At 62.0% G+C, this 14275-nt stretch carries 10 protein-coding genes and 2 tRNA genes; 5 read left to right on the forward strand and 7 right to left on the reverse strand.

Annotation, left to right across the window (positions count from 1 at the left end):
- Positions 1-236: 236 nt before the first annotated feature.
- Both ptsP and ptsG read left to right on the forward strand, forming a co-directional pair.
- Positions 237-2750: a phosphoenolpyruvate--protein phosphotransferase gene (gene ptsP, locus DFR38_RS05680; RefSeq protein WP_110313120.1), complete on the forward strand. Its 2514-nt coding sequence runs from the start codon at positions 237-239 to the stop codon at positions 2748-2750.
- 87 nt (positions 2751-2837) lie between these two features.
- Positions 2838-4619, forward strand: a complete 1782-nt coding sequence (gene ptsG / locus DFR38_RS05685) for a PTS glucose transporter subunit IIBC (RefSeq protein WP_110313121.1) — start codon at positions 2838-2840, stop codon at positions 4617-4619.
- Positions 4620-4887: 268 nt separating this feature from the next.
- Here ptsG and DFR38_RS05690 read toward each other — a convergent pair whose 3' ends face one another.
- The 7 genes from DFR38_RS05690 to hppD all read right to left on the reverse strand — a co-directional run bounded on the left by DFR38_RS05690 (position 4888) and on the right by hppD (position 10105).
- Positions 4888-5682, reverse strand: a complete 795-nt coding sequence (locus DFR38_RS05690; RefSeq protein WP_059287665.1) for a Cof-type HAD-IIB family hydrolase — start codon at positions 5680-5682, stop codon at positions 4888-4890.
- A 127-nt stretch (positions 5683-5809) separates the two neighbouring features.
- Positions 5810-5885 (reverse strand) — tRNA-Phe (locus tag DFR38_RS05695).
- Positions 5886-5905: 20 nt separating this feature from the next.
- Positions 5906-5981: transfer RNA gene (locus tag DFR38_RS05700), tRNA-Phe, on the reverse strand.
- 123 nt (positions 5982-6104) lie between these two features.
- Positions 6105-6755, reverse strand: coding sequence for a maleylacetoacetate isomerase (gene maiA / locus DFR38_RS05705; RefSeq protein WP_110313122.1), 651 nt, complete (start codon positions 6753-6755; stop codon positions 6105-6107).
- Entirely contained in the window at positions 6748-7731 is a 984-nt protein-coding gene (locus DFR38_RS05710) for a fumarylacetoacetate hydrolase family protein (RefSeq protein ID WP_059287479.1), read from the reverse strand. Before DFR38_RS05710 ends, maiA begins: the two co-directional genes overlap by 8 nt.
- A 59-nt stretch (positions 7732-7790) precedes the next feature.
- A complete protein-coding gene (locus DFR38_RS05715; RefSeq protein ID WP_059287478.1) occupies positions 7791-8921 on the reverse strand; it encodes a homogentisate 1,2-dioxygenase in 1131 nt (376 codons plus the stop codon).
- A 101-nt stretch (positions 8922-9022) separates the two neighbouring features.
- Entirely contained in the window at positions 9023-10105 is a 1083-nt protein-coding gene (hppD, locus tag DFR38_RS05720; RefSeq protein WP_110313123.1) for a 4-hydroxyphenylpyruvate dioxygenase, read from the reverse strand.
- Between the two features lie 489 nt (positions 10106-10594).
- On the opposite strand from hppD, the gene DFR38_RS05725 reads away from it, so the two are divergent.
- The 3 genes from DFR38_RS05725 to DFR38_RS05735 all read left to right on the forward strand — a co-directional run bounded on the left by DFR38_RS05725 (position 10595) and on the right by DFR38_RS05735 (position 14235).
- Positions 10595-11080 carry an Lrp/AsnC family transcriptional regulator gene (locus tag DFR38_RS05725; protein WP_089085887.1) on the forward strand — a complete coding sequence of 162 codons (486 nt, stop codon included), beginning with the start codon at positions 10595-10597 and terminating at the stop codon, positions 11078-11080.
- A 67-nt stretch (positions 11081-11147) separates the two neighbouring features.
- Positions 11148-12242, forward strand: a complete 1095-nt coding sequence (locus DFR38_RS05730; protein WP_082693688.1) for an ABC transporter substrate-binding protein — start codon at positions 11148-11150, stop codon at positions 12240-12242.
- A 133-nt stretch (positions 12243-12375) separates the two neighbouring features.
- A complete protein-coding gene (locus DFR38_RS05735) occupies positions 12376-14235 on the forward strand; it encodes a GGDEF domain-containing protein (protein WP_110313124.1) in 1860 nt (619 codons plus the stop codon).
- The last annotated feature ends 40 nt before the right edge of the window (positions 14236-14275 follow it).

Raw genomic sequence — 14275 nt, forward strand, 5'->3', positions numbered from 1 at the left:
CATCAAGCCACTTTCACATCAAGGCTGTAGCTAAATTACAATATTGGCATGATAACAACGTTGCAATCTGCCTACACAACACTGGACAAAAACAGGTTTAATCCTGCAATAACAATATTCTTGCGTTCTATCGGCTGAATAGGCACTTGCCTTTGGCGCTAAGTTGCGGCTTAATCCTGCCCCAACAATCGCTCGTAATAAAATAACTGTTGCAATCAACTCCTGAGGAGTTTCACATGGCCTCTCCCGCGCCACGACTGGACATTCTCGCCCCCCTTTCCGGGTGGCTGGTTGCCCTGGACACCGTCCCCGATCCGGTATTCGCCGGCAAAATGGTGGGTGACGGCATTTCCCTGGACCCGACTTCCTGCTCGCTGCTGGCCCCGGTCAGCGGCACGGTCAGCAATATCCACTCCGCCCACCATGCCCTGACCATTACCTCGGACAACGGCGTAGAAGTGCTGGTACATATCGGCATCGACACCGTCATGCTGAAAGGGGAAGGCTTTGCTCCGCTGGTGGAACAAGGCCAGCAAGTCAAGGCGGGGCAGCCGCTGATCGATTTCGACCTGGACCTGGTGGCGCGCCGCGCACAAAGCCTGCTCACCCAGATCATCATCACCAATGGCGAAGTGGTGGAAAAACTCACCTGTGCCAGCGGTCTGGTCGAAGCCGGCAAAAGCATCATCATGACGCTGGAGCTGCAAGGCGCCGCCGCCGCTGCCAGCCAGGCCGAAGGTGAAAGCCTGAGCTCGGAAACCATCACCCTGAGCAACCCGGCCGGCCTGCATGCCCGCCCTGCTGCGGTATTTGCCAGCGCCGCCAAGCGCTTTGCCGCCGACATCCAGCTGCAGCTGGGCGACAAGGTGGCCAATGCCAAATCGGTAGTCGGCATCATGGGCCTGGCCACGGTCAATGGCGATCAGGTGCGGGTACTGGCCACCGGTAGCGATGCCGCCGCCGCCATTGCCGAACTGTCGCAACTGCTGCTGGACCGTTGCGGCGAAAGCCTGGACGAAGCCCCGGCGGCGCCGGCCCCGGCCGCTGCCCAGCCGCTGCAGCAGGACAGCGCTGGCGTGCTGGCTGGCGTGGGTGCTTCGCCCGGCATCGCCATTGGCCGTATCTTCCATCACCGCCTGCAAGAATTCGACGTAGTGGAAGCCGGTGCCGCCGGCGTGGTGGAACAGCAAAACTTCACCCGTGCCTGCGAAGAAGCGGCCGAGCAGATCGAAGCCATCAAGGCCCAGCTGCAAGACCAGGCCAAGCGCGCCATCCTGTCCATGCATCAGGAACTGCTGCAAGACCCGGACCTGCTGGCCCTGACCTATGCCAGCCTGGCCGATGGCAAATCCGCCGCCTGGGCCTGGCGTGCCGCCTTCAGTGCCTATTCCGCCCGTCTGGAAGCGCAGGACAACGCCCTGCTGCGTGAACGCGCCAACGACATCCGCGACGTGGGCCGCCGCGTGCTGGCCTTGCTGGCTGGCGTCAAGCAAGCCGAGCTGGACGTACCGGCCGGTTCCATCCTGATTGCCGAAGACCTGGCCCCGTCCGACACCGCTGCGCTGGACCCGGACAAGGTACTGGGTTTCTGCACCCGTACCGGCGGTGCCACCAGCCATGTGGCCATTCTGGCCCGCTCGCTCGGCATTCCGGCCATTTGCGGTATCTCGCAAGCAGCACTGGCGCTGCAAGATGGCCGTGAGGTGATTCTGGACGGCACGGCCGGCACGCTGAACATTGCCCCTACCGCCGCCGAGAAGAGCGAAGCCGAAGCCGCCATCGCCCGTCTGGCTGAACGTCGCGCCGCCGAACAGGCCATGTCGCAGCAGCCGGGACAAACCAGCGACGGCAGCCGTATCGAAGTGGTGGCCAATATCCGCAATGCCGCCGATGCGCGCGAAGCGGTAAAAGCCGGTGCCGAAGGCGTGGGCCTGCTGCGTTCGGAATTCCTGTTTGATAACCGCGACACCGCCCCGTCGGAAGCCGAGCAGGCTGCCGAATACTGCGCGGTGGCCCGCGAACTGGGCAGCAATCGCCCGCTGGTAGTGCGTACGCTGGATGTGGGTGGCGACAAGCCGCTGTCCTACCTGCCGCTGCCCAAGGAAGACAACCCCTTCCTCGGCCTGCGCGGCATCCGTGTCAGCCTGGACCATCCGGACCTGCTGCGCACCCAACTGCGCGCCATTCTGCAAGCCGCACCGCTCACCCGCCTGCACATCATGTTCCCCATGGTGGCGTCGCTGGACGAGCTGCGCGCCGCCAAGGCCATTCTGGCCGAAGAGCAAGCTGCCAGCGGCCATGCCGATGTCAAGGTAGGCATCATGGTGGAAGTACCATCAGCTGCCATTCTGGCCGCGCGTTTTGCGCCGGAAGTGGATTTCTTCTCCATTGGCACCAACGACCTCACCCAGTACGTACTGGCGATGGACCGCGGCCATCCGCAATTGGCCAAGCAGGCCGATGCCCTGCATCCGGGCGTGCTGGCGATGATTGCCATGACCTGCGACGGTGCCCGTGCCCACGGCAAGTGGGTGGGAGTGTGCGGCGGCCTGGCGTCCGACGAACGTGCGGCGCCGGTGCTGGTCGGCCTGGGCGTGACCGAGCTGTCGGTCAGCACCCCGGCGGTGGCCAGCGTCAAGGCCACACTGGCGCGCTGGAGCATGGACGAATGCCGTGCGCTGGCGCAGCAGGTGCTGGCGCTTTCCACCGTGACAGAAGTGCGCGCCCATCTGGCGCAACAGGCGCGTTAAGCGCAATGAAACCTGCCGTCCGGCTGGCCCGGACGGTGCTGGCCCCCGCCGCCCGGCGGCTGGGGGCATTACGCAGGAATCACTATCATGTTTGATCAATCCTTCGCTTTTCTGCAGAAAATCGGCAAATCGCTGATGCTGCCGGTAGCCGTATTGCCGGTAGCCGGCCTGCTGCTGGGTATTGGCGCCACCGACTTCCACACCCAGAGCACCGTGCTGCTGGCCATCCTGTCGCTGATGAAAAACGCCGGCGACGTGATTTTCGGCAATCTGCCGCTGATCTTTGCCGTGGGCGTGGCGCTGGGCTTTACCGAAAATGACGGCGTGGCCGCCATTGCCGCCACCATCGGCTTCCTGGTGATGACCACCACGCTGGGCGTGATGGCCGGGCTGCTGGGTGTGAAACCCGACACCATCATGGGCATGCCCTCCATCCAGACCGGCGTGTTCGGCGGTATTCTGGCCGGTGGCCTGGCGGCGTACATGTTCAACAAGTACTACCGCATCAGCCTGCCGCAGTATCTGGGCTTTTTTGCCGGCAAGCGCTTCGTGCCCATCGTCACTGCCGTGGCCGCCATCGTGCTGGGTGCGGTGCTGTCCTTTGTCTGGCCGCCCATCGGTGGTGCCATCAAGTCCTTCTCGCAGTGGGCTGCCGTCAGCGACCCGCGTACCGCGGCCACCGTCTACGGCTTCGTCGAACGTCTGCTGATCCCGTTTGGCCTGCACCACATCTGGAACGTGCCTTTCTTCTTTGAAATGGGCGATTTTGTCGATGCCAGCGGCAAGCACATCCACGGCGACATCAACCGCTTCTTTGCCGGTGACCCGACCGCAGGCGTGCTGTCCGGTGCCTTCCTGTTCAAGATGTTCGGCCTGCCGGCTGCTGCCATCGCCATCTGGCATACCGCCAAGCCGGAAAACCGGGTGAAAGTGGGCGGCATCATGATTTCCGCCGCGCTGACCTCCTTCCTGACCGGTATTACCGAGCCCATCGAATTTGCCTTCCTGTTCGTGGCACCGGTGCTGTACTTCATCCATGCCTGCCTGGCGGCATCGGCCCAGTTTGTGGCCAATACGCTGGACATGCACATGGGCTTTACCTTCTCGCAGGGTGGCATCGACTTTTTGATGTTCAACCTGATTGGCAACAAGTCACATCACGCCTGGTATGTATTCATCCTCGGCCCGATCTATGCCGTCATCTATTACAGCGTGTTCCGCTTCGTCATCCTCAAGTTCAACCTGAAAACTCCGGGTCGTGAAGATGAAAGCAGCGAAGCACAGGCCGCCGTCAGCGAAGACCAGCGCGCCCGCGCCCTGGTGCTGGCCTTTGGTGGTCGCAGCAACATCACCAATCTGGACGCCTGCATCACCCGTCTGCGCATTGCGGTGAAAAACCCGGCACAGGTAGATCAGGCCAAACTCAAGGCCATGGGTGCCTCTGGTGTGGTACAGGTGGGTAGCGGCATTCAGGCCATCTTTGGCCCGCAGTCGGAAAACCTGAAAACCGATATGGAGATCTACCTGAAAACCGCCGGTGACGATGCCGAACTGCCGGCAGCCGCCGCCAGTGCCAGCCCTGCCGCCGCAGTCAGCGCCGCGGCAGCGCCGGCCGCCGTGGCCGCCGATCCGCAAGTTGCCGCCACCGCCGCCGCCGTGCTGGCCGCACTGGGTGGCCGTGGCAATGTGCAAAAGGTGGAGGCCATCGCCCATACCCGTCTGCGCGTCGAGCTGAAACAGGCGGCGGCCTTTGATCAGGCGGCCGCCCAGCAAGCCGGCGTGGTGGCCTGCGTACAGACCCAGCCGGGTGTTTGGCATCTGGTGGTGGGCGAACAGGCCGCCGTGCTGGCACAAGCCTTGCAGGGCTGATCAGCCTAGCCAGCAACAACAAGGGCTGCCACTGGCAGCCTCAGGCTGCTGCCACAGTAATTTGGTGCGATGGTATGGGACCCGGCAAAGCCGGGCCTTTCGATTTACTGCTTGATTCCGCAGCCTTCCCATCGATTCCCGATCCCCCCGCCCTTTCCTTGAAAGGGAGCCTCGCTTTCTCGCAAGAAAGCGAGATGCCACGTATCAACAATCAAAATGGCTGCCGATTGCAGCCATTTTTCATTGCGTGCGGAACAACGCCCGGCGGCTACAAGGCAAACAGCTGGCGCAGATGCAGGGCCACGCCGGACTCGACATTGCTGGCCACGGTTTGTGCCTGCGGCAGTTGCGATGCCAGGCGCGGGTGGGCATTGGCCATCACTCGCGGGTGGCCAGCTGTCTGCAGCAGCTCGATATCGTTCTGGCCATCACCAAAGGCCAGACAATCGGCCGGGCTGATACCCAGCTCGTCCAGTACCAGCCGCAAGGCATGACCTTTGGACACGCCAGGCGCCATCACTTCCAGGCAATTGTCTGCCGAGAAGGTGATATAGGCACGCTCACCCAAGGCCTGGTGCAGCCTGGCCTCCACCGTCAGCAAATGGGTATGGTCCGCAATATAGAGGACCTTGGCCACCCCTGCCCCATCATGCTGATGCAAGGGCGCAATGTGGTAATGCAGGCCGGAGTCGGCATGCAGGTCCAGCAGATACTGGTAGGGTTGGTCGATCAGCCAGGCATCGTCCAGATAGAAATTGAGGATGGTGCCGGCGGCAAATTCCGGCTGGGCAATCTGGCGCACGATGGCAGGGTCCAGATTGCTGCTGTGGATCAGCCGGTCTTGCGCATCATGCACGCGGGCACCGTTGGAGCTGATCAGATAGGCGGAAATCCCCAGCGCATCGCGTATGCCTTTTACATCCAGATAATGGCGACCGGTAGCCAGGGCAAAGCGCAGGCCTTGCGCTTCCAGTTGTTGCAGGGTTTGCGCGGTGAGCGCGTTGACAGCGTGGTGTTCATCCAGCAGGGTGCCGTCCAGATCGGAGGCGATGAAACGGTACACGGCAAAACTCCGCTTGTAGTGGGAGCTGGCAATTTTACACCCGCCACCATGTAGCCGCAGGACTACACCGCAGCGGGCTGCAGCAAAGCAAAAAGCCAAGCATTGAGCTTGGCTTTTGCGTGAATTCTGGTGGCCAGTCGCGGAATCGAACCACGGACACGCGGATTTTCAATCCGCTGCTCTACCAACTGAGCTAACTGGCCGTCTGACAGCTGCGGTGATTTGGTGGCCAGTCGCGGAATCGAACCACGGACACGCGGATTTTCAATCCGCTGCTCTACCAACTGAGCTAACTGGCCATCACTGCTACGCTTTCGCGTCATCAGAGCCACGCATTAAATCAGAGCCGCCATGCTGCGTCAAGATATTTTTCAAAAAGTCTGAAAAAGACGGCTGATTTTCGCGGCCGGCCGGCGCAGTGCTCAGTCAGCCGGGGCGTCGGCCTGCCGTGCCGGATGGGCGGCCGCAAAGGCCGGCAGGCTGGCCAGGGCGGCATCAACGCGCACAATGTGCGGATACGGCGTCAGCTCCAGCCCGAAACGCCGCGCGGCAAATACCTGCGGCACCAGGCAGGCATCCAGCAGGCCGGGGGCATCGCCACAGGCAAACGGCATAGGCTTAGCCGCCAATTGCTGTTCCAGTGCGGCAAAGCCATTGGCTATCCAGTGACGTATCCATTGGGTTTTCTGCGCATCGTCCTGGCCCAGTTCGGTCTCCAGATACTTGAGCACACGGGCATTGTGCAGCGGGTGGATGTCGGCGCAGATGCTGAGTGCCAGCGCGCGCACGCGGGCGCGTTCGCTCAGGCCGGATGGCAACAGCGCCGGCGTAGCCGGATAGGCTTCGTCCAGATACTCGCAGATGGCCAGCGACTGGGTCAGCAACTGGCCATTATCCAGCAGCGCCGGCACCAGCCCTTGCGGGTTGAGTGCCAGATAGTCCGGAGCGCGCTGCTCGCCCTTGAGCAGGTTGACCGGCTGTTGCCGGTATTGCAGGCCTTTCAGATTCAGTGCAATGCGCACCCGGTAGGCCGCGCTGGAGCGGTAGTAGCCATACAGCACACGCTCAGTCATGGGCGGCTACCTGCTGGTCGATGCAGCCGAAAATGGAATGGCCCGCAGCATCCAGCATTTCGATACGGATGCGGTCGCCTGGCTGCATGAAAGGCGTGCGCGCCTCGCCGGTTTCGATGATCTCGATCATGCGCTGCTCGGCCAGACAGCAGGAGCCGGTGGCGCGGTCGTGATTGGAAATGGTGCCGGAACCGACAATCGAGCCAGCCGCCAGCGCGCGGGTCTTGGCCACATGTGCCACCAGCTGGGCGAAGTTGAACTGCATCTCCACGCCGCACTGTGGCTGGCCATACAGCTTGCCGTTGTATTCCACCCGTAGCGGAAGATGGACCTTGCTGTCCTGCCAGGCGTGGCCCAGTTCGTCCGGGGTGACTGCCACCGGCGAGAAGGCGGTGGCCGGCTTGCTCTGGAAGAAGCCAAAGCCCTTGGCCAGCTCGGCCGGAATCAGGTTACGCAAGGTGATATCGTTTACCAGCATCAGCAGGCGGATATGCCCGGCGCAATCGTCAAGCTGGCTGCCCAGCGGCACATCGTCGGTAATCACCGCCACTTCGCCCTCAAAATCCAGCCCCCAACTGACATCGGCCAGCGGAATGGCGGCATGCGGCGGCAGAAAGGTATCCGAGCCGCCCTGATACATCAGCGGGTCCTGGTAAAAGCTGGCTGGTACTTCGGCACCGCGCGCCTTGCGTACCAGCTCCACGTGATTGAGGTAGGCGCTGCCATCGGCCCATTGATAGGCACGCGGCAAGGGGCTGTGGCAGGCGGACTGGTCGAAGGCGACGGCACCGTTGACCGCCCCCTGGTTCAAGGCGGCATACACTTCCTGCAAGGCTGGTTGGCAGCGGCTCCAGTCATCCAGCGCAACCTGCAGGCTGGCGGCGATATGCGGTACGGCGACGGCTTGGCTGAGGTCGCGGCTGACAACCATCAGCTGGCCATCGCGGGTGTGATTGCGGTAGGTGGCAAGTTTCATCGGTGTGCTTTCCTTGACGGGCGGTGTGGCGCGTCGCGCCAGCCGCCCGGTGATCTGGTTCAGGTCTTGGGCTTCCAGCTGTCGACATAGCCGGTCCACTCCACCGCAGGCAGGCCGGGGCCTTGCTCCAGCGCGCTGCGGGTATCAATCATCACCGCCACTTCGTCGGTGAATTTCTTCGGCTCGGTCATGGCCTTGGCAAAAGCCTTGGGATGCGGGCCATGGGTGAAACCGGCCGGATGGAAGGTGAGCATGCCGGGCTTGATATTGTCGCGGCTGAAAAAGTCACCGGCATGGTAGAAGATGACTTCGTCGTAGTCGTCATTGTTGTGATAGAACGGCACCTTGAGCGCACCGGGGTCGGATTCGATCGGACGCGGCACAAAGGTGCAGACGACAAAGCCATCCGCCACAAAGGTGCTGTGCGCCGAGGGCGGCAGGTGATAACGATGGCTCATCAGCGGGCGGATGTCGCGCCAGTTGATGCGCGCCACCGCGATATTGCCGTGCCAGCCGATGGCATCCAGCGGATTGAACGGATAGGTCACGGTAGACAGCGCACTCAGGCGCTTGATCACCACCTGCCACTCGTCCTCGGTCTGCTGCGCCTTGAAGGCATCGTCGATGGCCGGCACATCCAGCATGGCCTCATCGAAAATGGCATGCGGCCCCACCAGTCCCTTGTCCGGCAGCTGGTAAGCGCCATTGCTGGCCTCGATCAGCAGCATGGTGGTGGTGTCCGCCGGCTCGATACGCCAGCTGGTGGAACGCGGAATCAGGATGTAATCGCCATCGCGATAGCTCAGGTGGCCGTAGTCGCAAAACAGCTCGCCGCTGCCGGCATGGATGAATAACAAATCATCGCCATCGCCATTGCGGAACAACTGGGTCATGGCCTGGCTGCAGGTCCAGATGCGCAGCTGGCACTGGCTGTTGTGCAAGACCAGCGGCGCACTCCACGGTGCCGCTGTCTCTTTCGGCAGCTCATTCAAATCAAAGGCACGCGGCTGGAGCGGGCCTTCCCAGGCCGACCAGCCGGTGGGCGGGTGTTTGTGATGCAGATGGGTGGCCGGGCCGAAAAAACCGCTGCGCCCGACTTCACGTTCATAAATGCCCTCGGCCGGCAGATCAGCATGGGCCTGACGGGAGATTGTCCCTTCCCGGTGCGGGAAACTTATCCATTTACGCATGGGCCATTCCTTGCGCCTGTGGCGCGCCAGGCGCCGCAGGCTGTCGATTTAGCGGGGCGGCGCGCAGTAGCAGGCTGCGCGCCACGCAGTCACGGTGCAGATCAGTCGGCCTTCAGCACGCCACGGCGGATCTGGTCTTCTTCAATGGATTCAAACAAGGCGCGGAAGTTGCCCTCGCCAAAGCCCTCGTTGCCCTTGCGCTGGATGATTTCAAAGAAGATTGGCCCGATCACGGTTTCGGTAAAAATCTGCAACAGAATGCCCGCGCCTTCCACCGGCGCGCCATCGATCAGGATGCTGTTCTTGCGCAGGCGGGCCAGGTCCTCGCCATGGCCGGGCACGCGGCTGTCCACCTTGTCGTAGTAGGTGTCCGGGGTATCCAGGAAGCGGGTGCCGGCGGCTTTCAGCGTTTCCACCGTCTGGTAGATGTCGCGGGTGGTCAGCGCGATGTGCTGGATGCCTTCGCCATGGTATTCGCGCAGGAATTCCTCGATCTGGCTCTTGTCATCGGACGATTCGTTGATGGGAATGCGGATCTTGCCGCAGGGGCTGGTCATGGCCTTGGACACCAGGCCGGTGAGCTTGCCTTCGATATCGAAGTAGCGGATTTCACGGAAATTGCCGATGCCGGTGTAGAAATCCGCCCACTTGCCCATATTGCCGCGGAAAACATTGTGGGTCAGGTGGTCGATCTCGATCAGGCCGACACCCGCCGGGTGCTGCTCCACGCCCTCCAGCGGCAGGAAATCCACATCGTAGATATTGTGCGCCGGTCCGTAGCGATCAACAAAGTACAGTGCCGAGCCGCCAATGCCTTCCACCGCGGGAATGTTCAGCTCCATCATGCCGATGGGCCGCACATAAGGCTTGGCACCGTGGGCCAGCGCATATTCATAGGCCCTGGCCGCATCCTTGACCCGCCAGGCCATGGCACAGGCGGAGGGGCCGTGCACCTTGCCAAATTCATTGGCGGGCTGGGTGGGTTCGCCATTCAGGATGAAATTGATGTCGCCCTGACGGTACAGGCTGACATTCTTGCTGCGATGGCGTGCGACCTCGATAAAACCCAGCGACAGGAACAGCTGGCGCAGATCGGCAATGCCTTCGGCAGTGGGGGCGGTGTACTCGACAAACTCGAAACCGTCGGTCGCCAGCGGGTTTTGCAGCAGTGCTTCCATTTTCATCTTTTCTCCTCTTTATCCATTGGCTGCGCGGACCTGGATCACAAGCCGGGCGCAATGGCTGATGTGCAATACGGCAAGGGTCACAACCGGCCGGGCACGGCAGCAGCAGTCAAGACAGGGGGACAATGGACAAAGCGGAGGAGATGGCGGCGCGTCGGCAAGTCGGCAGGCGGCACAGCGCAGGGCGGCTGTACAGGCAAACCGGCCGGCCGCAACGGGCCAGACCCGGCAGGTGCACGCAGTGGGGTGCGCCATGCCGTGCGACAGCCGGGGCTGTCGTCTTTCCCAGGCGGCACGATTGTATGTGTCTCACCGGGGGCTCTCCTCTATCTTTGCCGACATTATCCAGTGATCTCGCGCCACCGTGTAAAATGTCCGGGTTAGGCTATTTATTCTAGGGAAAACGCCTGGCAATTTTCTTGCAAACATTCCCCAGACAAACAATAACTAGAAATATAATTTCAAAAAATTCAAATCAGAGGAGTTTACATGCCAAGTCTTACGCTAGATAAGACAGACTTGCGCATCCTGTCGGAGCTGCAGCTCAACGGCAGGTTGACCAATGTGGAGCTTGCGGAAAGAGTGGCCCTTTCTCCCTCACCTTGCCTGAGACGTCTCAAGCAACTGGAGGAGTCCGGCGTCATCCGTCAATATGTCGCCCTGCTCGACCCGGCAAAAATCGGCCTCGGTTTGCAGGCCTATGTCCGTGTCGTGCTGGAGAAGCGTGGCAATACCCATGTGCAAAGTTTCATCGATGCCGTCCAGCGCTGGCCGGAAGTGATCAATTGCTTTGCAATGACCGGGGAAATGGACTACCTCTTGCAAGTTTATTTTGAAGATCTGGAACATTTCTCGCGCTTTGTCATGGATGAGCTGCTACAACAGCAAGGCGTGGAAGATGTGAAATCCAGCTTTGTCCTGAAAGAAATCAAGCGCACGACCTCGCTACCGCTCAGCCAGCTCCGCAGCCTGTGAGCCGGCCAGCCCGCCTGAAGCGCTGCGCCATCCGATATATCCTGGAGGAATAAGCAAAGGCCCCGGCATGAGCATGATCCGAAAACTGCACTCCCTGTCCCTGGCTGTTGCAATAATGTTGCACAGTACGGCATGGGCATTTTCGGTCACTTTCATTTCGCCGGGGCGCCATGACGAAGCGTATTGGCTCAGTGCAACGCGGGCCATGCAGGCGGCGGCACAGCAACTGGATATCCAGCTGGAAGTGCTGTACGCCGAACGCGATCCCTTGCAGATGGTCAAGCTGACCCGCACCGTCACCCTGCGCCGCCACAAACCGGACTACCTGCTGCTGGTCAACGAAAAACTGACCGGCCCCGCCCTGCTGTCGCTGGCGGAACAGGCCGGCATCCCCTGCTTTCTCAGCTTCAACCAGCTCACCCCCACCCAGTTACGCAACAGCGGCCTGCCGCGGCAAAGGCTGAAACACTGGCTGGGCTCGCTGGCGCCGGACAATGCCACCGCCGGCACGCTCACCATGCAGGGACTGCTGAGCGAGGCCAGCCGGCACTTCCCCCCCGGCACGCCACTGCATGTGCTGATGATGGCCGGCGACCACGCCACCCCGGCCTCCAGCGAACGGGTGGCTGCCGCCCAGCGCGTGCTGGCGGCCCATCCGGAGGTGCGGCTGACGCAGCTGGTTTATGGCGAATGGGAACGCCAGCGCGCCTTGCAGCAGGGGCTGTGGCTGTTGCAACGCCATCCGCAGATCAATCTGGTATGGGCAGCCAATGACGAAATGGCCTTCGGCCTGGAAGAAGCCATCCATCGCAGCGGCAAGCAAGCCGGCCGCGAGGTACTGCTCAGCGCCATCAACAACTCACAGCAAGCCATGGTCGAACGCCAGCAAGGACGGCTCAGCGCCCTGGCCGCCGGCCATTTCATGACCGGGGCCTGGAGCCTGGTGCTGCTGTACGACTATCAACACGGCCACGACTTCGCCAGCGAAGGCCTGCAGCTGCAACCGGCCATGTTCAGCAGCATTTCCGCGCCACAAGCCCTGCACTTTCAGCATCGATTTGCCGATAATGATTTCAGCAGCATCCGTTTCAGACAGTTCAGCAAATTTGCCAATCCAGCCCTGCAGCACTACGCCTTTCGCTTCGACATGGTGCTGGACTAGCCGCTGCTGGCGCGATGCGTACTAGCGCACGCGTGTTGGCCACCTTGCACCACGGACGCAATGCCTTTTTGTGAGCCGCTCTTAACAAACTCTGCCGTGCCGCATCGCGCTAACAGGCCATAGGAGCTGGCATATGCCAACCCGCAGACTCACCCGCCAGCTGATCTGGCAGCTGCTGCTGTATACCTTGCTGTTCGGGGCTGTGGTGACCGGCCTGAAAGCCGCCCTGGTCTGGCGCAACGGTCAGCAGCAGATGGATGCGATACCGGCCACGGTATCGCGCCTCTACCTGCCGTTGCTCAGCCAGAGTGCCTGGGATGTGGATATTCCGGCCATCCAGCTGCAGTTACGGCTGATCGCGCAGATTCCCGGCGTGCAGAGTGTGGTCCTGCGCACCGAGCTGGGCCAGTCGCTGCGCTATGACAACCCGGAACAGGGCGGGCCGGATAATAGCGGCCAATACCAGCTGCCCCTGTACTCGCCACACAGCATGGAGGCAATTGGCAACCTGCAGCTGACTGTTTCCCGCCAGCACATCTACAGCGCCATGCGCCAGGAAGTGGCCAGCGCCACCCTGGCCTTCCTGCTGGGCTTCTTCGGCCTGGCCCTGCTGCTGTGGCTGCTGTTCAACCGCCGGCTGGTGCGCCCGCTGCAAGGCATGGCGGAAATCGTGCGCAACTATCAGCCCGGCATGCAGCTGCCACCGCTACTGCCCGGCCAGCAGCATGGCCAGATCGACAATGAGCTGAGCGAACTGGCCCTGGCTTTCCGCAGCATGAGCAACAATATCAGCCACTACCTGCAGGAAAGGCAGCGGATCGAAAACGAGCTGGCCAGCCATCGCGACCAGCTGGCCGGCCTGGTGACCGCACGCACGCGCGAGCTCAAGCAGCTGCTCAGCTTTCAGCAGCTGATTGCCGGCATTTCCACCCGCTTCATCAATATTCCGCTGCATGACATCGATCAGGCCACGCAGATGGCACTGGGCGAGATCGGACACTTCATGCAGGTAGAGCGCTGTTATCTGATCAGCTTTGCCGATGACTGGCTGGTCAATACCGTGCACGAATGGTGCGCTTCCGGCATCCCGCCCACCACCCACGCCCTGCAAGGCCAGAGCATGCTACAGCGCAGCTGGGCCTGCCAGCAATTGCAGGAGCATGGCCTACTGTCAGTGGATACGCTGGCGGCGCTGCCCGAGCAGGCCGTGCTGGAGCGCCAGGAACTGGAAGAACACGGGGTACAAAGCCTGTTCATGCTGCGCATCGATCACATGGGCCGCCCGGTGGGGCTGTTCGGCTGCGACATGGTGAGCCACCCGCGCCAGTGGCTGGGCAAGGAACAGCAGCAGGCGCGCCTGCTGGGTGAAACGCTGGCCAATACCATCATCCGCCGCCAGCAGCTGCAGGCACTGGGCCTGGCTCAGCAGCAGCTGCACGCCGCCAATGCCGACCTGGCGCGCATGGCCTTCAGCGATGGCCTGACCGGCATTGCCAACCGGCGCCATTTCGACGAGCAGCTCGCCCTGTGCGTCCGCGAGGCGCGCGACCAAGGCAAGGCGCTGAGCGTCTTGCAGATCGACATCGATTTTTTCAAGCAATTCAATGACAGCTATGGCCACCTCGCCGGCGACCAGTGCCTGCGCCAGGTGGCGCTCTGCATACAGTCACAGCTCCCCGCCGCCACCGATCTGGTGGCGCGGGTCGGCGGCGAGGAATTCGCCGTGCTGTTGCCGGGCTACCAGGCCACGGCGGCGGCCACGCTGGCCGAAGCCATCCGCCAGGCCGTCTGGCAGCTGGCCATTGCCCATGGTCGCAGCAGTGCCGGCGACCGGGTCACCATCAGCATCGGCGTGGCCAGCCTGCACGGACCGCCACAGTCCGAACACCAGCTGATGCGCGATGCCGACAAGGCGCTGTATCTGGCCAAGCACCGGGGGCGCAACCGGGTGGAAACGGCCGGCGCCCATGCGGCAACACCGCACAGCGGTTGATCTGCGGCGTCGCCCGACCATGCAAAAAGCCCGGCAGTGC

The sequence above is a fragment of the Aquitalea magnusonii genome, assembly GCF_003202035.1.
Lineage (GTDB): Bacteria > Pseudomonadota > Gammaproteobacteria > Burkholderiales > Chromobacteriaceae > Aquitalea > Aquitalea magnusonii.